Here is a 26,173-nt window from a genome sequence, read left to right on the forward strand (position 1 = left end):
CTAGGTTTATTTAATCAAAAGTATCTATTAAGCATTTAAGATACGAGTTATATAACAAAATATATTTACACATAAAAAAACCTAGGTAAGTAATAATTTACCTAGGTTCATTGTTTATCAATGCAATTTAATTAATGGTAAAATAAATACTTCCCTTTAGTTAACATAATATTAATTTTAGACACACCTCTCCCTTGGTTCATAATATTTGTAAATCCTGTTATTATAATATTGGATAGTATCTCTAAAACACTGTTAACTAAAATTTCCATATTCATTTTCACCACCTTATAAATATTAATTATATAATATCATAAATAATTTACTTCTTCAATAAATTATTTTTCTTTGAACTATAATTCCTATTATATTAAAATCCCCTTCTAATAAGTCATTGAAATAAATCTTCTATTATTTCAGTAAAGACTTTTCCATTTAGATAATCTATTTCATGGCAAATACATTTTGCCATTTCATCCTTTTCTTTTAGTATCATTTTTCATCTAAAGCTTTTACTTTTACAAAATCTGGTCTTGTACATCAAGAATCATTCTAATCTTATCATCAATTATTGTTCCCTTCTTCCCTTTCTTTCTTAAAATAGGGTCTTCTGAATGTATAATTTTTCCCAATGCCTTAAATAATCCTTCTTTTATTAAAAATTATTAATACTTCTTTATCTTTATCTAGAATTGAATCATAATTAAAAAACCACAGAACGAATTCTGTGGTTTAATCTCTAATCTTCACTTCTTAGTATATTTATATCTTTACCTTCCATTACTCTATTCATATTTCTTACAGAGCACATCTTACCACACATAGTACAACTGTCTTCATGCTCAGGTTTAGATTCTTTTCTGTATCTTCTTGCCTTTTCTTCATCTATTGATAATTTAAACATTTCTTCCCAATCTAATTTTTGTCTTGCTTGACTCATTTTTAAATCCCATTCATAGGCATTAGGTATATTTTTCCCCAAATCTCCAACATGGGCTGCTATTTTAGATGCAATTATACCTTCCTTCATATCCTCTAAACTAGGTAATCTTAAATGTTCTGCTGGTGTTACATAACATAGGAAATCTACTCCATAACTAGCTGCCATAGCTCCACCTATAGCACTGGTTATATGATCATATCCTGGTGCTACATCTGTAACTATAGGCCCTAGTACATAAAAAGGTGCTCCATGGCATAGTTTTTTTGCCAGCAAGACATTGGCTTCTATTTCATTTATAGTTATATGTCCAGGTCCTTCTATTATAATCTGCACATTTCTCTCCCATGCTCTTTTAGTAAGTTCCCCTAATACCATAGTCTCTGATATTTGAGCAGCATCTGTACCATCTGCTATACTTCCTGGTCTTAATGCATCTCCAAGGCTTATTGTCATATCGTATTCTTCACAAATATCTAATAATTCATCAAAATATTCAAAGAATGGATTTTCTTTATTATTTAATTCCATCCAAGCATAAAGAAGAGAACCTCCTCTTGAAACTATATTTGTAACTCTTTTATTTCTTTTAAACATATTTGCTGTTTCTCTATTTATTCCTGCATGAACTGTAATAAAATCTACTCCATCTTTTCCATGCTTTCTTGCTACATCTAAAAATTCATTTTCCGTTATATCCTTTAATTCCTTATCATAAAATCCAACTGCATCATATACAGGTACAGTTCCTATCATGGCTGGGGACATCTCTACTAATCTTCTTCTAAATTCTTCAGTTTTTCCAAAAGAACTTAAATCCATAATAGCTTCTACATTCATATCTAATGCAGTTTTTACCTTATCCAATTCTTTATCTACACTTGGACAATCTCTTGAAATTCCTAAGTTAACATTAATTTTAGTTCTTAAACCTTCTCCTATTCCTTCTGGGTTTAAGGATTTATGATTTTTATTTGCTGGTATTACTATTCTTCCTTCTGCTATAGCTTTTCTCAATTTTTCTACATCCATATTCTCTTTCTTGCTAACTATTTCCATTTCTTTTGTTATGATGCCTTTTTTAGCCGCATCCATTTGAGTTGTGTAATTCATTAAAATTTCCCCCTTTAGTTTATTTTTGCATAATCCTTTAAACACAAAAAAGCTATATACCAACAAAAGTATATAGCAAAAATATATAACAAATTAGCCAAATCCCTCCGTTGGAATTACCCAAATCAGGTTCTTAGGGTCAGAAATAACATTCCTATCTCAGCCTATTAATATAAGCACCCCTTTACATTACTATTCAATTTTTATTCAATATAAACATATCATATAATTAAAATTTTTACAAGATAAAGAATTAAAAGGTTTTTTTAGAGAGATTTATATTTATTAATTTAAATATTCTATTTCAATAAATAATTTGAGAATTTATAAACTGCTCACACCACGGAATTAGTTCCTTGGTACATATTTCCATTATTAAAGAGAATTCTCAGCTTTCATAAATATTTTTTTTAATCTATGAATCAATACCATCATAAATATTTTTAATATTATTCCAATGATAGGAACAAAAAACATTAAAACATTAATATTAAATAAAAAAGCAAAATTTAGTAAAACAATATTAATAATTGAAATAATAGTGTAACTCTTAAGCTTTTGTGTATTTTCATTGGCTGCGTCGGGATAGTTATTATAAGCTAAATATTCAATAGAAGATTCTAATGTTTTGAAAAATAAAATCAATTCCAGTAATTGATATAATACCATCCAAATCAACATAAATATAGAATGATTTATTAATCCATTGTAAAAATAATCCAATATTCCAGCTATAAATGACATAGCTGTAGCCAATAATCCTATTTTTTGAGCTTTATGAAATGATTCTATCTTAGTTTCTTCATATAGCTTTCTTAATCCATTCGAAACCAATAATAAACCTACAAAAACAGGTAGAATTTTAACTGTTCCAAATTTTATGTTAAAAGTTGTAATAAATATTCCCCAAAAAATTTGACTATATCCTTCAAACACTAAATCTCCCCCCTTGCCCTTAAATACTTAATTATTTCCCAAAGATTAAAATCACGTTTTTCATATCTTATATTATTTATTGGTCTATAAAAAATTCTTTCATCTGAAGTCTTATAATTAAGTTTTGGCTCTATATCATATATATTAAATTTCCTTAAAATATCCTGTGGTTCTTGGAATTTTGAATATATATTCATAAGATCCCCATCTTTATATTGAATTCCTGAAATATCCTTATAGTTTATATTTCCTATTTTAATTTCTACTAAATCCTCTATTTCCTCTAATAAAGAGGCATCTATATCTACTAAAGCTATATCCTCCTTAACCTTTATTTCAGTAGATGAAGTGCCATCGGAGGAATTACTACCGTTGGAAAAGTCAAAATGGTCTCCTCTATATTTACTATAATTATATAGTTTTATTCTTCCAAGATTTACATCCATTACTTCCCCATTATCGAAGGTAATCTTTCCATTACTTAATTCTATTTCATCATACTCACCTAAATCCCTTCCATCAATAGTAATATAAATATTACGAATCACATATCTACCATAACTATCCTCTCTCTCATAGTCATTTTGTGAAAACATAGAAAATACATCTCCAAATCCCATATTTCCTCTTGGATAAAAAACAAGATTAGGACATTTTTCAAATTTAATATCTGCAACTCTTCTGTTATCTGAAATATTTGCAATATACTTAAAGGTGAAATTACGTTCATCAATATAATCTCCAGAAACTGAAAATGCTGTTTCTGAATAATTTTTAAGAAACACTGGTTTATCTAATCTCATAAATATGGCAATTCCTAAGGAAATTATAAGTCCTGAGATTATAATGATTATCCCTCTTTTTAATATCTTTCGGTTTAAATCCATCAAATCCCCCCTGTCCTCAAATATCTCACTTTCATATTAATTTAAGTGCCTGTTCTAAATCTTCTATTATATCTTTACTATCCTCTAATCCAACGGATATTCTTACCATGCTTTCAGTTAACCCAAATTCAGCTAATCTCTCCCTTGGATATCCTCTATGGGTAATAGCTGCTGGAAGTTGAACTAAGGTTTCACAATCCCCTAAACTAACTGCCAATTGAGCTAGTTTTAAACTATCTACAAATTTTATTGCTGATTCCAAGCCACCTTTTACTTCAAAGCTTATCATGGCTCCAAAGCCTTTCATCTGTTCTTCCGCTATACTATGACCCTTGAACTCTTCCAAACCTGGATATAGAACTAAATCTATCTTTGGATGACTTTTCAAGAAATTTACTACTTCTATTGCATTTTTCTCATGTTGTCTCATCCTAATACCTAAAGTCTTTAATCCTCTAAGTAAAAGCCAAGCATTAAATGGACTCATAACTCCCCCAAATTCACACATATATCCAAATTTTAAATATTGAATATAATCTATATCCTTTCCTATGGCAACTCCTCCCACTACATCTCCATGACCACAAATGTATTTTGTAGCACTATGAACTACAATATCTGCTCCTAGTAGTAATGGGTTTTGAAAATAAGGTGAAGCAAAGGTATTATCTACTACTACTTTAATATTGTTTTTCTTTGCTATTTCAGAAACTTTAGTTATATCTATAATTGATAAATCTGGGTTTGAAGGAGTTTCAAAATATATTACTTTAGTAGAGCTATCTATTGCATTTTTAAGTTCATCTAAATTTGTAAGATCTATTATTTTATAATTCATATTATATTTTGGAAGCAATTCAGTAATTACACTGTAGGATGAACCATATAGAGTTTTATGAACTATGATAGTATCTTCTGGTTTTAATAAAGAAAATATAGTTGAGCTAATGGCTGCCATTCCTGAAGAAAAAGCAACTGCACCTGCGCCATACTCCAATTCTGCCATTCGATTTTCAAATAGTCGAAGAGTAGGATTGTTTCCCCTAGTATAAACATAGTCATCGGATTCAAAAGACATTATTTTATTTGCATGTTCTATATTGTCAAACACAAAGGTTGAAGTTTGAAATATAGGTGGATTCAATGCATTACTTGGATTTTTACCTTTAATTCCTCCATGAATTGCTTTTGTATCAAAGCCTGTCATATTTATTCCTCCATTCTAATTAAAATCTTATTCTTATATTTAGAAGCTTATTGATAAAGAGTTTTTATTATCTTATAGGTACCTCAGTACCTAATGAAAATAAATATAAATAGGATTCTTTTACTTTCTTCTTTTTTATCTTTTCAATTGCTTCTTTATATGATGTAATTTGATCTTTATATTCGATTATAAGTTTTTCTATTTCATTTTCATTAATATTATCAGTTTTATAATCTATAATTACGACTTCATCATCTTCTTCAAAATAACAATCTATAATACCCTGTACAAGAATAAAATCATTTCCATTTAGATTTTTTAATATTTCATCTGCCTTCTTTTTTATTACAAAGGGAACTTCCCTCTTAATCAATGGAGATTTCCTCATTCTTAAACCTATATCTGAATTATAAAATCCTTCAATTTTATCAAGGTAGTTATTAAATATAAAATTAGCTCCTGAATCCGTTATAAGATTTTTAGAAGTAATTTGTTCTATTTGTTGTATTAAATCATTTCTATCTAATTTCCCACTGAGATCTATATGTTGCATTATAAGATGTATAAGGATACCAATTTCAGAACCCTTTAATTCCTGTTTATCAACAATAATTTTTTTACTTTCTTTATCAAATTCTAATATATTAGATAAAGTAGGAATATCATATTTTAAACTTGCAAGTTTTTCTGTATTTATGTTTTTCAACTTTGTAACAGCTAGTTTAGCAGGAATATTTATAGCATTTTCATAGGGATATTTATAGCTAAGTCTCCTTTCTATTTCTTCATAGGATTTTCTGTCTATAGAACCTTCAATATTTTTTAGCTTTTCTGTATTGTCAACATTGCTATAGGTTTTTCTATCTTGTAATAAATCTGTAACTGAAATTTTATTTACCTTCCATTTTTCACATTGACCTTTAACAAATATTTCATTTATTGCCTCTGAATCCATACCTTCAAATAAGCAGCTTCCTATCCAATCCATATAGGATTTACCCCTATATAAGAAATACCTTAAATGTCCCTTTCTCCATATTTTAATGCTATCATCTATTTTATTAACTGAGCCAACTATTATTAGCCTATCAATGGCTCTAGTCATAGCTACATAGAGAATTCTCATTTCCTCAGATAGATTTTCAAATTTAATTTTTTTAGCTATTGCTATTCTTCCTATTGTATCTTTTTCAATACGTTTATCTATATTTATATATTTAGGTGCTAAACCGTATTCTTTATGCATCAATATTTTAGCCCTTGTATCCTGTAAATTGAATCCTTTATTTAATCCGCATAAAATAACTACAGGAAATTCTAAACCTTTACTGTTGTGCACAGTCATTAGTCTAACTACATTATCATTTTCACCTAAGGTTTTTGCTACACTTGAACTATCATTTCCATCGGAATTCAGTTTTTCTATATATCGTAAAAACTTAAATAATCCTTTCATAGACGTTTTTTCAAATTCATAGGCTTTATCTACAAGAAGTCTTAGATTAGCTTGTCTAATTTTTCCCTTTGGCAAGGTGCCTACAAAATGATAATAATTAGTTTCCATTAAGATTTCCCATATTAAATCATTTAAATCAGTATATTTACTCCTATCTACCCAATCATTAATCATTTTAAAAAAACCATCTAATTTTCCAATAAGCTCAGGTGAAAAATTTTCATCATTTGACACTTCATGATTTTTATCTATATATTTTATACATGCATCTATATAACTACCTGTTATATATTTAGATCTTATTTTTACTAATTCTTCTGTAGTGAAATTTCCAATAGGTGATCTCATTACACTAATCAATGGTATATCTTGCCTAATATTATCAATTAATTTTAATAAATTAATTATAATCTGTATTTCTATAGTATTGAAATAGCCAGCTCCACCATCAAAATAAAATGGAATTTCCTCTTTATTAAATACCTCTTCAAATATATTGGACCAGTCTGAAACTGAGCGTAATAATATTACAATATCCTTATATTCTATTTTTCTTAGTTTTTTTTCATTATTCCCATCATATATCTCTTCATTTAAAAGCTCTTTGATTTTCTTTACAGTAAACAAAGCCTCTATTTCTGCGGTTTTCATAGATTCTAATTCATCATTTATATCATCTAATTGTTCTAGTTTATCCTTGCTACTAATTGAACTTTTCTCTATTATATTTAATTCCACAGGATTATTAGTTGAAAATTCTTTATTTCCACATTTTAAAAATACATTCTCATTATAATCAATTTCTCCTAAATCCTCTGACATAATATTCTTAAATATATAATTTGTCCCCTCTAAGATTTCTTCCCTACTTCGAAAGTTTTTATTTAATTCAACTACTCTATTAATTATATTATCATCTAAATCTTCCCTATCCTTAGTATATGCTCTATATTTACTATTAAAAATACTTGGTTCAGCTAATCTAAATCTATAAATACTTTGCTTTACATCTCCTACCATAAACAAGTTATTATCTCTCTTGATTTGTTCAATTATGGTTTCTTGTATGCTATTGCTATCCTGATACTCATCAATAAATATATAATTAAATTTATTTTTATAAGATACACCAATATCAGAAGGAATATATCTAACTGATGAATCCTCTGATATTATAGGTTTTCTTAATATACTCAATGCATAATGCTCTAAATCATTAAAATCCACAATAGATTTTTCAAGTTTTTTGCCTTTATATATTTTGTCTAAATCAATGATTAATTCCTTTAATGCTTCCATTGCTTCATACATAAAATTAATATCTTCTACATATTCAGAAAGATTTTTATATGATAATAACTCTTTTAATGAAGCTATAATTTTCTTATACTCTTCTCTTAATATATCCTTTACTTCCTTTTGCTTTTCTATATTTACATTTATATTTTTGGGGTCATCTGCTTTAAAGGAAGATATTCTAGGTGCTTTAAAATTATGAATTTCATTTATGGCTTCAACTAGCTCCTTTTCTAAGGAACTGTTTATTTCATCTAAAATTAATAAATCCTCTTGTAATGTCTTTTCATATACTTTTGGTCCATCCTCTTCGGTGGATATTTTTAATGCTAATTCTACAATACCTTTAGCCCCTTCAACTTGCATTTGAACATAATTTAAAATCTCTTTATACCATAAGGAGCTTTTAAACTCCTCCTCTGTCATACTAAGTCTATTTACACTATTTTCTAGCCATTTAAAAGGGTCTGGAAAGCTAAGTAAAAATTTATATACTCTACCAATGATTTCATATAGCTCTAAGTCTCCCCTATTACCAGTAAATCCTTCTACTAAGATCTTAAAACTCTCAGTTTCTTTTGTATATGCTCTTTCTAATACTTCATCAATGGATTCTTGAAAAAGAATACTTAATTCACTGCTATCTCCAATTCTAAAGCTAGGGTCTAAACCTATTATATGAAAATTCTTTTTTACTACATCAAGACAAAAGGAGTGTATCGTTGTAATATTTGCTTTGTTTAAAAGATTTAACTGCTTTCTTATATGCTTTTGATTTTTTCCCTCATGAACTGCTTGTACTAAGGCTTTTTGTATTTTTTGCTTCATTCCAGCAGCTGCAGCATTTGTAAATGTAACTACTAAAAATTTATCTATATCTTCATTTTCATTTTTAACAAGATTAATTATACGTTCTACTAGTACAGCAGTTTTACCTGAGCCAGCAGCAGCTGATACAAGAATATTGGAATTTCTTAAATCAATTATCCTTTTTTGTTCCTTAGTCCATTCCATATTCTTAATTCCCTCCTTTTACTGAGATTTTATCAAAAAAATCCTCTTTTTTTATGCTCTTAATTTGTCTATATTCATTGCCTATGGTTTTATCAAATTGACAGATACTTATATAATCACAATATTTACATGGAGTATTTCCATCTTTTTTTCTATATGGATTCATATAAAAATTACCACTTAAAATACCACTTGATAATTCAGTTATTTTAAAATCAACATAGGATAAAACTCCATCAAACTCTTCTTCTGTTAATACATTAGATGATTGAGTAAAATCTCCATCCTTTTTTATCCCTACAGGAATTATATTAGAAGATGTTCCAATATTTCTATCTATTTTATATATAAGGTCTTTATTTTTAAGTACAAATCCCTTTAGCTTTAAACTCTTTAGTATCTGTTCTTCTATATCTTCACTTTCTCCTTTAATTATAGGGTCATCTACATGATAGTAAAATACTCCAGCGATTTTAGGTTTTTTACCAAATAATTTTTCTCCATTATTTATTATTGCATTCAAATATACAAGTAGCTGAATCTGAATTCCTTCATAGGTATCTGTAAAATCAATATCTTTTTTAGAAGATTTATAGTCTATAATACTTAAATATATATCACCATTAGTATCTTCAAAAATATCCACCCTATCAATTATTCCTCTTAAGTTTATAGAATAATTATCTGAGCTAATTTCTAAAGAGTCAATATATATTCCCTTTTGTGTTTTTTCATCTTTTTCATCTATTATTCCAATTTGTAATTCAGTATATTTTGGTCTAAATTCACTGCTTTGGAGCTGTTTAACTAATGTGTAAGCTGTTCTTTTTAATATTCTACTTATTTTCTTTTTTAAATAGTTGTTTCTGTTATTTGCATTAAATGCTGTGACTTTTTCTGACATTATGGAGAAAACCTTCTCTATAGATTCTTCTACTAATTGGTATATATCCTCTTTAATCAAGAGATCTATTTTATCATTAAAAGCTATAAGTTTATTTATAAAGTCCTCTAAAACAGCATGATTTATATTTCCTATATCAAAAAACTCTATTTTTTGAATTAATCTTGGATTCGGCTTTAATATATTCTCAACAAAATATTTAAACTGACATTCTGCATATCTTTCTAGTTTTGAAACTGTTATATTGATATTATCATTAAATCTATTCCTAATTATTTCTGGTTCTAATTTTGATATTTTATTTATATAATTAAATCCCTTGTTTATAATATGAAATTTATCATTGTAATTCTTCCTATACCATATATATACAGCTTTCCATATATCATCTATTTCGCCGCCATCAATATATTCTCTCATATTTTCAACAAGAATATCATAGGTTCCATTATAATTTGATATATATTCTAATTGATTTTTACATGAAATATCAGTTTCCTCTTTAATAGATGGAAATATCCTCTTTAATGTATCTACATATAGGGAAGGCTCCATTGATTTGCCCTCTATGGTTCCTAGAGCATAGCTAATAAATAATTTTTCTGTAGGAGATGAAAATACTTTATAAAGCATATGCTTGTCCTTAAAATATGAAAAACTTGAGCCACTTATAATTTTAATATTGTTATCTAGTATAGTTTCTCTTTCTTCGTCTGATAACAAGCCCTTTTCTTTATTGGAATCAAGGTTTTTTTCATTAGCTCCTAAGACAAATAATGCTCTTGGTTTACTTACAGCAATCCTTTCTATATCCCCTATTCCAACCCTGTCAATAGTTGGTGGAATAATACTAATTTGAACTTCCTTGAGACCAACCTCTAGAATTTTTCTATATTCTAATGGAGTGATTTCTATATCTTCCCCTATAAGTAAAATTTGCTCAAAACCTTCCATTATTCGATTCCATACCTGTGCATATTCACTTGATTCTTCATATTTATTTTGTCTTAGAAAATTATCAATAGAATTATTCATTTTCTCATTAATTCTATGAAGCTTTAAATATTCAAAGATAAAAGCTGTAATTTCACTTATTGTTGAAAGTTTTTTAAATTCATTTATATTGTCTATAAAATCTGATACAAATAACTTTCTTATATCCTCTATATATGCCAATGCATCTGAATCTATTTTTTGAAACCATTTTATGCCTTCTACTCCATATTGAAGAGCATGATTTTCAAGATAGTTTATTTGGCTACTATTTAATGGAGTAAGTCCTGTTTTAAGATATTGAAATACATCATCATATCTGAAATTCCATATAAAGATATCTAATATAGATAGAATATATTTACTAACTGGATTATTCATAATATCTCGTTTTATGTCTAGAAAATAAGGTATATCAAATTTATCAAAAACTTTTCTTATATTTATTATATAACTTTCCATATCCCCAACTGCTATTTTTATATCTTGCCATCTATAATTATAATCTCTCACAAGTGATATTATTTTCTGAGCAGTTTTCTCTACTTCAGTATATGTATTCATTGATGAATAGATTGTTATATTATCAGTAGGTTTCATAAAAGGTTCTATGTCAATAGCAAATATATTTTTTTCAATGGTTTTTATTTCACCTGAAAGAATTTTATTTTCCCATAGAGGTATGATTTCTATATTGCCTTCTAAGGTTGATTCAATAGATGTAAATGTATCATATATGGTTTTAAATGCTTCCCAATCATCAAAATCTTCTATATTTTTAAGATAGGATTTATCTATGTTTAAAGACATAGTAACACCCTTTGAATATTCTGATAGAGTTTTAATCATTTTTATCCTCTGTTGATTAAGACTTTCAAATCCATCAATCCAAATTTTAGAGTCTTTAATATAGTTTGAATTCTTTATTATTGAAATAACTAAGTTAAATCTGTCCTCCTCATCAAGGAATTTATCCTTAATTTTTTCATTGTATTTTGAGTATATTAGTCCTATGTCTGATAATTTATTTTTTAAAAGTGTATTATCTATATTCTTAATTACTTCTTCTAGAGAATCTTGACTAATTAAATTTTGCTTTAATTCTTTTATAAGTAAATTAAACTCTTTTAAAAAGCCTCCATGTCCTGAGGCTTTTTTAAATAATTTTAATTCATCACGACTTTCCTCGAATATCTGCTTTAATAACATAATTTTTCCAAAAGGATTAATATCTTGAGTTTTATTTTCTCCTATTTCCCCTAATATTTTATCTGCAACTCTCTTAAAGCTAAGGATTTCAACACTCATGATGCCTTCTAAATTAAGTCTTTGAATAATATCATATTCTGTTTGATATGTCATTAAATCTGGAACTATAAGTACAAGGTTGTCTTCCGTATTTTTATTGATTTCTCTATTTATTTCCTCATATATATAATTGGATTTACCAGTTTTAGATCGACCTAAAATTATTCTCATATGGAATATGCCTCCATTTCTAATTATTTACTACAATTTAAATCAGTAAAATCTGTATGAAGATTATATCATAGGGTTTTTTTTAATACAACCTAGCATAGACTGGAGTCACTAGTGTTGAAAATAAAACAATTAACACTTTTCGACTATTTGGCATATTGTATTATGAATACTTTTATTTCACTTAGATATAAATTATATTGGAGGTGTTTTCATGGGTGATTTATTAGGTAGAAGAAATGACTGCTGTAACGATAGTTCACTATTATTTTTCTTTTTATTATTAGTGCTTATTTTCTGTAATGAAGATATGTTTGGAGGATGTGGCTGTAGATAATAATAGTTTTGAATATTTATTATAAATCATAGGTATCATTTATGAGTATATCTGATATGATTTGATAAATATATTAAAACCCCGTCTATTACTACGGGGTTTTAATATATTTATTTTACTACTATATTGTATATCTTTCCTGGAACAAATATTTCTTTTATTATTTGTTTTCCTTCTAAAAATCTACTAATATTTTCATCAGCTTTTGCCTTTTGTCGAGCTATTTCTTGAGAGTCTTCAACACTAATTTCTATTGTACCTCTAACTTTGCCATTAACTTGAACAGGAAGTTGGATTACTTTATCCTTTGTCTTTTCTTCATCGTATTTAGGCCATGTAGTTTCATGTAGATAACCTTCTAGCCCCAGAATCTCCCATAATTCTTCAGTAATATGAGGTGCTACTGGATTTAATAGTACTATATATGTTTTTAAATCATCTTTTGTTATCTTTCCATAGTCATTAAATTCATTTAATAGACTCATTAAAGCTGCTATTCCTGTATTAAATTTTAATGTTTCAAAATCTTCAGTTACCTTCTTAATAGTCTTATGAATACTTGATTCTAACTTATTTGTATACCCTTCACCATCCACTATAATGTCTTGAAGTCTCCATACTCTTTCAAGGAATCTTCTACATCCTTTAACTCCATTTTCTGACCAAGGTACACTTTTTTCAAAATCACCAATAAACATTTCATAGGTTCTTAATGTATCTGCACCATAATCTCTTACTATATCATCAGGGTTTACAACGTTTCCTCTAGATTTTGACATCTTTTCATTATTATCTCCCAATATCATCCCATGGGAAGTTCTCTTTGCATAAGGTTCTGGTTCAGGAACTACTCCGATATCGTATAGGAATTTATGCCAAAATCTTGAATATAGTAAATGAAGGGTAGTATGCTCCATTCCTCCATTATACCAATCTACCGGCATCCAGTAGTTAATTGCTTCTTGGGAAGCTATTTCTTCTTCATTAAATGGGTCGATATATCTTAGGAAATACCAAGAAGAACCAGCCCATTGGGGCATTGTATCTGTTTCTCTATGTGCCTTACCTCCACATTTTGGACAAGTAGTTTCTACCCAATCTTTAATATTTGCAAGTGGTGATTCACCAGTATCTGTTGGTTCATAGTTTTCTACTTCTGGTAACATAACAGGTAGCTGTTCTTCTGGTACTGGCACCCAACCACATTTATCACAGTGTAATAAAGGTATTGGCTCTCCCCAATATCTTTGTCTAGAGAATACCCAGTCTCTAAGTTTAAAGTTTACTTTTCTAGTTCCAAGACCTTTTTCTTCTAGCCATTTTATCATATATTCTTTTGCTTCTTTTACTTCCATACCATTGATAAAATCAGAGTTTACAACAACTCCTGCCTCTGTATCTGTAAAAGCTTCTTTCTCTATATCCCCGCCTTTTATTACTTCTACTATTGGAAGATTAAATTTCCTAGCAAATTCCCAGTCACGGCTATCATGTCCTGGTACTGCCATTATTGCTCCTGTACCATAGGTCATAAGCACATAGTCTGAAATCCAAATAGGAATTTCTCCACCTGTAGCAGGATTTATAGCTTTTAGCCCTTTTATTTCTACTCCTGTTTTTTCCTTTGATAGCTCTGTCCTTTCAAAATCTGATTTCTTACTTACTTCATGTTGATATGATTTTATTTCTTCTAGATTTTCTATTTCATCTTTATATTTTTCTATTAAAGGATGCTCTGCTGCTATGACCATGTATGTTGAACCAAATAATGTATCAGGTCTTGTTGTGAATACCCTTAGTTTATCTTCTTTACCTGCAATTTGAAAATCTACCTCTGCTCCTTCAGATTTTCCAATCCAATTTGTCTGTTGAGCCTTTACTCTTTCAATGTAATCGACTTTATCTAGATCACTTATTAATCTATCAGCATATTCAGTTATTTTCAGCATCCATTGATTTTTTACTTTTCTTACTACTTCACCACCACACCTCTCACAACTACCTTGGATAACTTCTTCATTTGCTAGTCCTATTTTACAAGAAGGGCACCAGTTAATAGGCATTTCTTGTTTATACGCTAATCCTTTTTCATATAATTTTAGAAATATCCATTGAGTCCATTTATAATAATGTGGATCTGTAGTATTTATTTCTCTAGACCAATCAAAGGAAAATCCTATGGACTGTAATTGAGATTTAAACCTCCCTACATTTTGCTCTGTAACTATAGCTGGGTGAATTTTATTTTTTATAGCAAAGTTTTCTGTAGGTAATCCAAAGGCATCCCATCCCATAGGAAACAATACATTATACCCTTCAAGTCTTCTCTTTCTAGAAACAATATCTAGTGCTGTATATGGTCTTGGATGTCCTACGTGTAATCCATTTGCTGATGGATAAGGAAATTCTACTAATGCATAAAATTTTGGTTTATCAGATTTATTTAATGCCTTAAAAGGCTCTCTTTCTTCCCAAATCTCATGCCATTTTTTTTCAATTTCATTTGGTTTATACTCTCTCATAATATTCCTCCTCTTTACTCGTTGTATTATAGGTCATAAAAAAACCTTTCATCTCTATAAAATAGAGACGAAAGGTAAAATTCCGCGGTACCACTCTTGTTGATATTGCTATCCACTCAAAATATAACGGCATTTAACCGACTAAGATTACTTTATTCATCTTAGTAACTCAAGGACGAGTTCAGTTTTCATCAATACTATCTTTCACCAAACGATAGCTCTCTACAATTGACATACAACTTACTACTTCCTTTCTTTGTCTTTATTAATTTAAAGTCTATTGTAACAAAGAAGTCTTATAAAATCAAGGATATTTTGAATTTTTTTATATTTACCCTATTTTCTATGACTAAAATGTATTTTATAAACACTAATAATAACTAAGCTTTATCATTATCTCCCTAGGACTCTGAGATTTCAAACCTCAAACCAATGGGACAGTTATAAAGGATAGGGTGTTTAAGTGTTGACATCCCCATATTTAACAATGTATTATCAACACGCTGTATCAAACAGTTCTCCATATATAACGCACCTCCTATTATGTAAATAATTTTTTAGTACCCATAATCCTACAGCTGCACAACAAAACATAAGTTTTCTTACTTTAAAAATCAACTTCATATTTTGACCTTACTAATTACAACTTAACTTAGTATGAACTTTTCTATTGGTGTATATCTTATTATAAAATCAATATTGTTTTTATTTTATTCATTAATACACTCTTCACTTATCTTAAACATAAATCCACAAACTACTGATGTTAAGGGAGAAACCAATACAAGTCCTATACAACCTACAAAAGTGTGAAGTATCTCTGCTGCCACTGTTTTTGAATTTAACAAATTAAGTATTGGTGTTCCTTGAGCTATATATACCATTATTACTGATAAATAACTTCCCATATATGCAAATAAAAGAGTTGTAGTCTGGCTTCCAACTACGGATTTTCCTATATTGAACCCTGATGCTATCAAATCTTTTCCAGTTATATTAGGATTGTTCTTTACAACTTCATCTAATGCCGTTGAAATATCTACTGCTAAATCCAATATGGCTCCTGAGCTTGCAAGATATATACCTCCTTGAAAAATAGCTGTTAAATCAAGCTTTAAAAATCCTGCATAAAGTAATGATTCTGACAAATTCATAACTGCACCATGAATATTGAAATAATTACCAAATATAACTGCTAAAATACAAGTAGCTAAGGAGCAAGAAATCGCACTTATAATAGCAGCATAAGCTGTTTTTGTAAATCCTATTACCAATAAAATAGTTATGATTGTTAAGAAGTTTCCTACTATTAAAGCTATTATAATAGGATTAAATCCCCTTAACATAGCTGGAATCAATATCTTCCATATACTCATAAGTGTAAAAGTAAAGGATAATAATGTTCTAACTCCTATAACTCCTGAAAAAATTATAATAACTAGAGCAAAACACCCTATAAGTACAACTTCCTTGTTTAATCGATAATGATCCACCATATTAGCAAAATTAATATTTCTACTTTCATCAAAACCAATAAGTACCCATGCCCTATCCCCTTCTCTAAAAATTTTATCTTCTGCAAGGCTACCTGTTAACATATTATTTGCGGATACTATTTGACCCTTGTATGAACCTGTTTCTATTTGTATTGTAGCTCGTTGATCTCCTTGTCTAAATAATCCAGTATTAAGTACCCCTGAATTATCAACAGATAATACTTTAGCCCTTACTCCCTCTGTAAATATATATAGTTGCCTGTCAAATCCAGTTGGTAAGAATACAAGTATTGTTAATAAAATTATAAGAGAAAGTATAAATCCTATTTCTCTTCTATTAACATTTTTTAAAATATATTTCAAGAATTAACACCCCTTTCATTTAAACAAGGCTGGAAATCTTCCAACCTTGTTTAAATGATTATTTAAGTCCTGCTGCAGTAACTAATTTATAATAAACCTCTGTATTATCATATGCTCCGTTAAATAATTCTCCTTGCACACCTGTAGCATATACTGGAACAGGTACTCCTGTATGAGCATAGGAAGTCCACCCTATACCAGCTTTATTATTTAATATATGAGTTAATGTTACTGAGAGCGGATTGTAACCCCCATATAATATTAGCAATTCTTCTTTATCTTTTTCTATAGGCTCTTTAGCCATAGTTTCAGCAAATGCTCTCTTTAATTTTGCTACTTCTCGATTTGATAGTTCTAAAGCCATATATGGTTTATCTCCTTCACCATCTTCATATTCATTTTTAAGACCAAAATTTTGAGTGATAACTGGCATTATATCTTCAAAAGTTAAGTTAGGATTTTTTTCTATCATTTCATCAATTAATGCATCAAAGGCTATATAAGACATCTTTTGGTTTTTTAATATTCCTAATGCTGTATCGTATCCCGTTGTAGCTTGACCTATAGTCATACCACCTGTTTCATGATCCCCTGTTACTACTATTAGTGTATCTTCTGGATGTTTCTTGGCAAAATTAATAGCTACTTGAATAGAATCTTCAAAAGCTAAAACATCACCAATATTTGCTTTTGCATCATTAGCATGCCCTGCCCAGTCAATTTTTCCTGATTCAACCATCATAAAAAATCCATCTTTATTATCAAGAACATCTATACCTTTTTTAACGAAATCTGCAAGAGTAAGATCTCCTTTTTTATTATCTACTGCATATGGCATAGCACCACCATCTTGAATTACGGGAGTTACTGCATATACTTTACCTGAGTTATTGTTTAGAGCTAAAATATCTTCTTTAGTATTTACTATTTTATATCCTTTTTCTTTCATAACTTCATATGCATCTTTTTGATCATTGTTTCTTCCCTTTGGTTGACTCAATGTTCCACCACCAAAATAATCAAATCCTGATTCTGACATTTGCATTGCTATGTCATAATAATTGTTTCTGGATGCTGTATGGGCATAATAAGCTGCTGGTGTTGCATGATTTAAAGTAACTGTTGAAACTATACCTATTTTCATACCCTTTTCTTCTTTAAGTCTTTCTGCAATAGTTTTAGGAACATCATCTAATTTTACATTTTCAACCTTATTACCTGTAACATTGCCTACTGGTTTTAACCCTATAGTACCACTCCATGTTTTATATCCTGATGATAATGCTGTAGCTGTAGAAGCTGAATCCGGTGCAAATGAAGTTGCATCATGGGTAGTTTGATATCCTACTGCTTCAAAATCTTGAAAATTTAGTGAATTTAATTTCATATTATTATGTTGATTATTTCCACCATAAATCTGAGCTGAATTCACTTGAACTGCTGCCATACCATCTCCAATAAACATAAATATGTATTTTGCAGTTCTTGCTGTTTCCTTTGCTACAACTAAATCTCCTGTTGCTTCAACTAATTGGGGTGTTAAATTTGCTTCCGAAACTAATAAACTTCCCGACACAACTGCAACTATCATTGCTAAAATCAATAAAGACGACAAAACTCTTTTAAACATAATATCCCTCCATATTATTTTTTCTTACAATTACACTATAACTTATCTATGTTAAATCTAATTAAGTTGTTCGTAATATTTTTGTTAATTTTATGTAAAATAAAAGACATTGTTAAAAATAAAAAATATTAAATATATAAAAATATATGTGCAACAAAATCTTTACTAATGCTAAAGAAAAAGAAGTAATGGAATTTATAAATTCCATTACTTCTTCTTTAATAAATCTTTTTTCATATTTTATAGTGATTTATGAATATATTATAGAACTCTTATAATTCTTTGTATTAGTAGAATCCTTTTTCTTATATATATAAATCTACAACTATATAACATAATAAAATTTAACTTACTTACTTAAAATAAAATCAGACATTTTAGTTTCTTCCCATTCAACTCCTATAGGAGAAACATTAGAATATAAGGTTATTGAATCGTTTTCGTCAATAACAGCTTTTAAATAAAAATTCATTTCTTTAGGTTGCAAATACTCATCATACATTTGTTGATAATTACTGTTACCCCTCTCCTTTGCTTCCTTAATATAACCTACTGTATCTGGATCTTTATCATAATTTTTATAGATTATCTTATAGTCAAAAATTGCTTCTGTTCCTTCATTAAGAACTTCCTCTTGATAGTTCGTCATTTCAAAGTCTAATAATTCATAATATGGAGAAAAGGTTTTCTTAGATTCTTCTTCCATGTATGCACTTATCTTATCATAAGATATTTCTTCTGTATCATTACCTTGCTCAGTTTCTATTGATATTTCAATAGGAACTTCTTTTTTAATATCTCCACACCCAGTAATACCCAATGTCATACAAAATAAAGATATAGTAACCAATGTTATCCTTTTCATCATATATCCTCCTTATATTAAGTTTATTATACTTTATGTTACTCTACATTATAACATAAATTCAAACTTTCTTTTCCTATAATTAGAATATGATATTATCTTATATCTTCTCATGTTTTTTATTAAAAAACAAAAAAACCCTATAGGAATAAAAATAAATCTATCCCATAGGGTATTGTATTTTAAAACTCTGCAGATTTAACTGTTCTTGGAAATGGAATAACATCTCTAATATTTGACATACCTGTTATATACATAACAGCTCTTTCAAATCCCAGACCATATCCTGCATGTTTTGTACCACCAAATTTTCGTAGTTCTAAATACCACCAGTAGTCTTCTGGTTCCATACCATTATCTATTATCTTCTTTTCTAATACATCAAGCCTTTCTTCCCTTTGTGATCCGCCTATTATCTCTCCTACACCTGGTACCAAAAGATCCATGGCAGCTACAGTTTTATTATCCTCATTCATTCTCATATAGAATGCTTTTATTTCCTTTGGATAATCAATTACAAATACTGGCTTTTTAAATATCTTTTCTGAAATATATCTTTCATGCTCAGTTTGTAAATCTATGCCCCATTCTACTGGATATTGGAATTCTTCTCCTGATTTTTTCAAAAGTTCAACAGCTTCAGTATAAGTTATTCTACCAAAATCAGAATTAACTACATTTTCAAGTCTTTCAATTAAACCTTTATCTACAAAGTTATTGAAAAACTCCATTTCCTCTTTAGCATTTTCCATTACATATTTGATTATATATTTCATCATATCTTCTGCTAATTGCATATTATCATTGATATCAGCAAAAGCAATCTCTGGCTCTATCATCCAAAACTCTGCCGCATGTCTTGCAGTATTTGAATTCTCAGCTCTAAAAGTTGGTCCAAAGGTATAAACATCTTTATATGCAAGGGCAAAAGCTTCAGCTTCTAGCTGTCCAGATACTGTTAAACTTGTTTCTTTACCAAAAAAATCATCAGAAAAATTCACCTTTTTATCTTGAGTTAAAGGTATATTATAGAAATCTAAGGTAGATACTCTAAACATTTCACCTGCACCTTCTGCATCAGAAGCTGTAATAATTGGTGTATGAACATATACAAATCCTCTTTCTTGAAAGAATTTGTGTATTGCATATGCAAGTATTGACCTTACTCGAAATACAGCATTGAAAGTATTGGCTCTAGGTCTTAGATGAGCAATAGTTCTCATATATTCAAAAGTATGCCTTTTCTTTTGTAGGGGATAGTCAGATGCTGAATATCCTTCAACTTCAATTTCACTAGCCTTTATTTCAAATGGTTGTTTTGCTTCTGGCGTTGATACCAATTTCCCTTTTACCTTTATTGAAGAGCTCAGAGGTAATTTTTCTATTTCTTTAAAATTATCCATCCCATCTTCATAGACTATTTGAATATTTTTAAAAAAGGTCCCATCATTTAATTCTATAAATCCGAAAGTCTTTGATGATCTTGATGTTCTTATCCATCCTTCTAATTGAATTTCTTGGTTTAAATATTTATCTGTGTCTTTGTAAATATTTCTAACTGTAGTCTTCATCTTTATTCTCCTTTCTCTTTTTCGTAATTTCAGAACCTATAGTTCCCTAAATTAGGTAATAAAAAAACCTTCATCCAAAAGGACGAAAGTTTATCTTCCGCGGTACCACCCTAATTGCTAATAGCCACTTTAACACATATTACAATATGTGTCACTGATAACGGTGTGAATCCGTCTAAGTCTACTCTCCTAAGATTTCGGTTAGAAACTCAAGGATGTTCTTCAATATAAGCTTCGTACCTATGTCTCACTATCATAGGCTCCCTTTGACTACTTCTTATATCTACTCTTCCTATCAAAGTTTTCTTTACTTTTATATAATTATAGTTATTTTCTCTAGTATTGTCAATGGATTTAGCTAATCTTTACTTTATATTTTATAATTACTAGTGAAACCATAGCTTTGCTATTTTTAAAAATACTATCTTTAATATTTCTTTGAAATTCTTTTTTATTATATCCATTTTATTAAATTTATAGTATAAAAGAATGCTATTTAAATAACATTCTTTTATACTATGCATTATTTTTTTAATTAATTATTTTTTAATAAATTCATAATAGTTTTGTATACTAATTGAGGTGCTACTTCAAAAGAATATTTCTTTTCAATCCTCTCTGTAAACTTATGTGCATCCTTACCGAAAGGTCCTATATCTAATACTGGTAAATCTAATTTTTGCATATCTTCTAATGGTAAGTCATATTTAGTTCCAAAGCCAGGCATATTATTTTTCAATGCTGCTATAATTTTGGGATCTTTTGGAGCTGCTCCATAGCTTAAATCTGAAATATATGGGAAAAATTTTTTATAAACCAATTTATAATCTGATTTAGTTGTACTTACAGCATCTGCTACTGCATTTAGCAATGCTTTTTCTTTTGGTACATTTCCTTCTATATAAATATGAGGGTAATATGGTGGTGTATAGTATACTATAACAACTGGTTCCCTATCAGACCATAAACTATGAACTTCCTCCACTAATTTCAGTGAAAAATCTCTTTGATCTATGGATTCATCCTTTAACATTTCTTCTGTAACCTTTTCAATTCTTTTATTAAGTTCATTTCCCATTTCTGATTTTACTTTTGTATATAATTCTTCATAAGTTAATACCCTTGCTTTCCAAGGCAGCTTTTTATATTCTCTTCCTGATAGTTTACAGAACCTTTCATATTGTATATTTAAATTATCAATAGTTGATTGAAAAGCTTCTGTAGCTGCATCTTTCATCTTCACTAATACTTCATCTGGTGTACTGCAATGTGTTGCATAATTAAAGAATAGAGTAGATGTTTTTGCTATTTGAACTGAATACTCTGGTTTTAAATCCCGTTGTTTTAAAGTAATTGGAGGAAGTGAAACTTCACCTTCAGCCACATCACAAAAATCAGCATTTAAGTTAATTCTATTGGTAATAGAAGAAGCTATTTGGTTAGGATCTATTCCTTTAAATGATTCACCAACATGGGTTTCTTTCCCTACGACATAGAATGATGGCATCAATTTTCCTACGGTTCCTATATACACATATTTATTTTCATCACCTTCAAATTCAGATGTCATATAGTCTGTATCTAGAAGAGCCAGATATTCAAATCCCTCTTTTTCCTGAATTTTAACTAACTCTGGTATTACAGATAACATACCACCTGAGTTTCCTTCCTCATCACAAACAGCAGCATAAATCAAATTACCTTCAAAGTCTTCAATATTCTTTGATATATGCTCCATTAATGCTATTATTATAGCATCACCAGTTTTCATATCAAAAATTCCTCTGCCAAATAAATAATCTCCCGATTCCAAGTCTTTTCTTACTTCTTCTGGTAATGTAGGTGCTATTTCTTTAAATTTCTCTGTCAACTCATATGGTCTATTAGCATATTCTTTCAAACTGCCATAATCTGATATACCTACTGTGTCAGTATGCCCTATCATTAATACAGTTTTTTTACTATTTCCTTTTTTCCCTTTTAATATTGATAATACAGATTTTCTACCTAGTTTATCCTTAACTATATCTACAAATTTTATATGATTAGGATTTTCTTTATAATAATCCATTTCTAAAAAAATGTTATAAATTTTTTGCACAGAATCTAACTCTCCTAATGTTTCTACCACACTAAGTTCTTTTGTTAATTCTATTGCAATCTGCTCAATTCTTGCTGCAATTTCTTTATTCATAGTATTCCTCCTATAATATTTAATTCTATTTTATTTAGCTTTTATACTTGAATAAAATTCAGAACTGCTAAAGAATTCATCCTTTAACTCTTTAACTTGGTTTCTCATCAATACTAATCCTATCATATTAGGAATTACAATAGAAGCCAATAATATATCTAAGAAACTATATAAAAACTCAATGCCACCATATGCTCCCAAGAAAATAGCTACTAGATATATAAATTTCATTATTTTTGCAAATCTCGTTCCAAATAAATATTCAGCTTGTTTTTCACCATAGAATACAATAACTATTATAGTCGAAAGTACAAATAATGAAATACTAAATGTTACTATCCCTCCACCAAGCCCTTCCCCTAACAACTGTTGGAAAGCTCTTGCTGGAATACTAGCTGCATCTGATGATGGAACAGTTTTCCATAATCCAGTTGTTAGAACAACCATAGCTGTCATGGTACATACCATTAAAGTATCAACTATTATTTCAAATATACCCCAGAATGCTTGGCGAACTGGATGGTCAGTTACTGCAGCAGCATGAGCAATAGAAGCGGTTCCCATACCAGCTTCGTTGGAATAAGTTCCTCTTGCAACTCCATTTTTAATAGCCTGAGCTATAGCAGCACCAGTAAATCCACCGGCTGCAGCCATAGGAGTAAATGCACCTTTAAAAATTAAAACAATAATGGAAGGTAGTTCTCCAATATTTACAATTGTAATAACTAATGCACCTATTAAATAAAGTCCTGCCATAAAAGGAACTAATCTTTCTGAAACTTGAACTATTCTTTTAATTCCACCATAAACAACAATACCAACTAAAATAGCAACCACTGCTCCTGAAACCCAGTTTGGAATATTAAGAGTATTAGCTGTTTGTACTACTGATACGGTTTGAGTGGCTACAGAAGGAACTATTTCAAGCATCAAACAGAAAGCAAATAATTTACCTAACCATGGGGCTTTTAAGCCTTTATCTAGATAATATTGCGGTCCTCCAACGAATTCTCCTAGTTCGTTCTTTTGTCTATATTTGATGCCTAGGACAATTTCACTAAACTTTGATGCACTACCTATTAAAGCAGTAAGCCACATCCAAAATACTGCACCAGGTCCGCCAAAAGCTATGGCAACAGGTACTCCAACAATATTAGAAGCTCCTATTGTAGAAGCCAATGCAGCAGAAGCGGCTTGAAAAGGCGACACAGTACCTTCACCTTTTTCAGGATTTTTAAGAATTTTACCAAATGTCTCTTTACAAATAAATCCAAAATACTTAAATTGAAAAAAACCTAAAGAAAAGCTAAGAATTAATCCTCCGCCAAATAAAATAATGAGCATAGGTGTGCCCCAAATCCAGTTAGAAATTGTGACTATAAAGTTTACAAAAGAATCCATCATTCTTCCTCCTTCATTTTTTATTCATTATTATATTACAGCAAGACTTATGCCAATACTTTTAAATAAAATCAATTGTGAATATAGTCAATTTTCAGTATATTTTGATATTTTTTAGTCAAATAAAAAAGATATTTTATAGTAAAATTTCTTTTACTGTAAAATATCTTTTACGATTTATAAGTTCATTATACGTATTTGTAAAATACTATATCATTTCATATACTTATCTATCTTATATTTTAGTAATTGCTTTGAAATCTTTAAAGATTTAGCTGTTAAACTTAAATTATTTTGATGGGATTTATATGCTTCTAAGATAATATTTTTTTCATGATTCTCCAAATATGTTTTTAGATCATAATTAGAGCTTTGTAAAGCTTGTATTGGAAGAGTATTTTTACTTTCTAAAATTCTTTTTGGTATATCCTTTAGGGTGATTTCATTTCTAATAATAACATTAAAACCACCTTCTATTACATTTTTCAGCTCTCTAATATTACCAGGCCAATGATAATGTTCAAATGCAGAAAGTAATTCTTTTGAAATAGCCCTCACATTATATCCTAATTCCCTATTATACCTTTCTATATAATAATTAGATAGAATTTCAATATCATCTTTTCTATGAATTAAATCTGGTAAAATTATTTGAACTACTGAAAGTCTATAATATAAATCACTCCTCATTCTACCTTCCTTCATAAGTTTTTGTGGCTCTTCATTTAATGCCACAATAATTCTTATATCTAAAGGTATCTCTTGAGTACCTCCTATTCTTCTAATTCTTTTTTCTTCAATTGCTTTTAAAATTTTTACTTGTGATATAGGACTTAAAGAGTTTATTTCATCTAAAAATAGAGTTCCTCCTTTAGCCGATTCAAAAAGTCCTTCTTTTTCTTCAGCACCTGTAAAACTACCTTTTGTTGTCCCAAATAAAATACCTTCTAATAGATTTTCTGGTATAGCTCCACAATTCTGAGAAACAAAAGGTCCATCTCTTCTATTACTACAATTATGAATTGATTGTGCAACTAATTCCTTTCCTGTACCTGTATTGCCTTGAATTAAAACTGTAGATTCTGTCTTTGATACTCTACGAATTTTTTCCTTAATTTCAAGCATTTTAGCATTTCTTGTAATTATGTCATCAATTGTATAGCAAGTACCGTTTTGTCTATAATATATTTTATATTTATAGTCCCTATTGTAGATACTAATATTATTTTCATCTACAATATCTGCAAATTCAACGGCACCAATTACCTTATTTCCCTCTATAAGTGGATATGTAGATCCCACCTGATAAACTAAATTATCATTTTGTGTTTTTAAACCTTGTTTTAAGTTTATAAAAGATTTTCCTGTTTTTATAGAGGCAATCATAGAACTATTATTGTTATCTAAGTTTTTATAAAGAGAGGTAACCTTCCTTCCCATAGTATTCTCTAATTCCAAGTCATAAATAGGCAAATTATTCATGGTAAAATAAATAATTTCTCCTTTGTTGTTAACAATAACTACATTTTTACAATTAAACTGTTCCAACATATTATCACCTATCAATAT

17 protein-coding genes, 1 riboswitch and 2 other annotated features are annotated in these 26,173 nt (G+C 29.0%); of the genes, 1 reads left to right on the forward strand and 16 read right to left on the reverse strand.

Annotated features, from left to right (window positions below; translation table 11 throughout):
* Positions 1 to 131 precede the first annotated feature (131 nt).
* The 8 genes from BUB33_RS15960 to BUB33_RS02325 form a co-directional block, all read right to left on the reverse strand.
* A complete protein-coding gene (locus BUB33_RS15960; protein WP_159429151.1) occupies positions 132 to 278 on the reverse strand; it encodes a hypothetical protein in 147 nt (48 codons plus the stop codon).
* Positions 279 to 391: 113 nt separating this feature from the next.
* Entirely contained in the window at positions 392 to 496 is a 105-nt protein-coding gene (locus BUB33_RS15785) for a peptide deformylase (protein WP_200778090.1), read from the reverse strand.
* 243 nt (positions 497 to 739) lie between these two features.
* The gene (thiC, locus tag BUB33_RS02300) at positions 740 to 2,053 is read right to left on the reverse strand and encodes a phosphomethylpyrimidine synthase ThiC (protein WP_072972637.1); all 1,314 of its coding nucleotides are present in this window, start codon (positions 2,051 to 2,053) and stop codon (positions 740 to 742) included.
* A gap of 85 nt (positions 2,054 to 2,138) precedes the next feature.
* Positions 2,139 to 2,247, reverse strand: a riboswitch (TPP riboswitch).
* A gap of 181 nt (positions 2,248 to 2,428) precedes the next feature.
* The gene (locus BUB33_RS02305; protein ID WP_072972639.1) at positions 2,429 to 2,989 is read right to left on the reverse strand and encodes a hypothetical protein; all 561 of its coding nucleotides are present in this window, start codon (positions 2,987 to 2,989) and stop codon (positions 2,429 to 2,431) included.
* Positions 2,989 to 3,876, reverse strand: a complete 888-nt coding sequence (locus BUB33_RS02310; RefSeq protein ID WP_072972641.1) for a hypothetical protein — start codon at positions 3,874 to 3,876, stop codon at positions 2,989 to 2,991. Before BUB33_RS02310 ends, BUB33_RS02305 begins: the two co-directional genes overlap by 1 nt.
* 31 nt (positions 3,877 to 3,907) lie before the next feature.
* Positions 3,908 to 5,083 (reverse strand): trans-sulfuration enzyme family protein, encoded by a 1,176-nt coding sequence (locus BUB33_RS02315; protein WP_072972644.1) that lies wholly within the window; start codon positions 5,081 to 5,083, stop codon positions 3,908 to 3,910.
* A gap of 67 nt (positions 5,084 to 5,150) precedes the next feature.
* The gene (addA, locus tag BUB33_RS02320; protein WP_072972646.1) at positions 5,151 to 8,849 is read right to left on the reverse strand and encodes a helicase-exonuclease AddAB subunit AddA; all 3,699 of its coding nucleotides are present in this window, start codon (positions 8,847 to 8,849) and stop codon (positions 5,151 to 5,153) included.
* A gap of 4 nt (positions 8,850 to 8,853) precedes the next feature.
* Positions 8,854 to 12,225, reverse strand: coding sequence for a PD-(D/E)XK nuclease family protein (locus tag BUB33_RS02325; RefSeq protein WP_072972648.1), 3,372 nt, complete (start codon positions 12,223 to 12,225; stop codon positions 8,854 to 8,856).
* 214 nt (positions 12,226 to 12,439) lie between these two features.
* Here BUB33_RS02325 and BUB33_RS16715 point away from each other — a divergent pair, with 214 nt between their 5' ends.
* Positions 12,440 to 12,562 carry a hypothetical protein gene (locus BUB33_RS16715; protein ID WP_268807655.1) on the forward strand — a complete coding sequence of 41 codons (123 nt, stop codon included), beginning with the start codon at positions 12,440 to 12,442 and terminating at the stop codon, positions 12,560 to 12,562.
* Between the two features lie 110 nt (positions 12,563 to 12,672).
* Here the strand turns inward: BUB33_RS16715 and leuS are convergent, their stop codons facing one another.
* The 8 genes from leuS to BUB33_RS02365 form a co-directional block, all read right to left on the reverse strand.
* On the reverse strand, positions 12,673 to 15,084 hold the full coding sequence (gene leuS / locus BUB33_RS02330; protein ID WP_072972651.1) for a leucine--tRNA ligase: 2,412 nt from the start codon (positions 15,082 to 15,084) through the stop codon (positions 12,673 to 12,675).
* A 60-nt stretch (positions 15,085 to 15,144) separates the two neighbouring features.
* Positions 15,145 to 15,350, reverse strand: a binding site (T-box leader).
* A gap of 444 nt (positions 15,351 to 15,794) precedes the next feature.
* Positions 15,795 to 16,943, reverse strand: a complete 1,149-nt coding sequence (locus tag BUB33_RS02335) for a YibE/F family protein (RefSeq protein WP_200778091.1) — start codon at positions 16,941 to 16,943, stop codon at positions 15,795 to 15,797.
* Positions 16,944 to 17,001: 58 nt separating this feature from the next.
* The gene (locus tag BUB33_RS02340) at positions 17,002 to 18,573 is read right to left on the reverse strand and encodes an alkaline phosphatase (protein WP_072972653.1); all 1,572 of its coding nucleotides are present in this window, start codon (positions 18,571 to 18,573) and stop codon (positions 17,002 to 17,004) included.
* A 349-nt stretch (positions 18,574 to 18,922) separates the two neighbouring features.
* The gene (locus BUB33_RS02345) at positions 18,923 to 19,438 is read right to left on the reverse strand and encodes an outer membrane protein assembly factor BamD (RefSeq protein WP_072972655.1); all 516 of its coding nucleotides are present in this window, start codon (positions 19,436 to 19,438) and stop codon (positions 18,923 to 18,925) included.
* 182 nt (positions 19,439 to 19,620) lie between these two features.
* A complete protein-coding gene (gene asnS / locus BUB33_RS02350) occupies positions 19,621 to 21,009 on the reverse strand; it encodes an asparagine--tRNA ligase (protein ID WP_072972657.1) in 1,389 nt (462 codons plus the stop codon).
* Positions 21,010 to 21,084: 75 nt separating this feature from the next.
* Positions 21,085 to 21,317: a binding site (T-box leader), on the reverse strand.
* Positions 21,318 to 21,544: 227 nt separating this feature from the next.
* A complete protein-coding gene (locus BUB33_RS02355; protein WP_072972659.1) occupies positions 21,545 to 23,203 on the reverse strand; it encodes a M20/M25/M40 family metallo-hydrolase in 1,659 nt (552 codons plus the stop codon).
* A 30-nt stretch (positions 23,204 to 23,233) separates the two neighbouring features.
* Positions 23,234 to 24,604 (reverse strand): alanine/glycine:cation symporter family protein, encoded by a 1,371-nt coding sequence (locus tag BUB33_RS02360; RefSeq protein WP_072972661.1) that lies wholly within the window; start codon positions 24,602 to 24,604, stop codon positions 23,234 to 23,236.
* Positions 24,605 to 24,817: 213 nt separating this feature from the next.
* A complete protein-coding gene (locus BUB33_RS02365; RefSeq protein ID WP_159429152.1) occupies positions 24,818 to 26,152 on the reverse strand; it encodes a sigma-54 interaction domain-containing protein in 1,335 nt (444 codons plus the stop codon).
* Between the last annotated feature and the right edge of the window lie 21 nt (positions 26,153 to 26,173).

Origin of the sequence: Tissierella praeacuta DSM 18095, from assembly GCF_900128955.1 — a bacterium.
GTDB classification, from domain to species: Bacteria; Bacillota; Clostridia; order Tissierellales; family Tissierellaceae; genus Tissierella; species Tissierella praeacuta.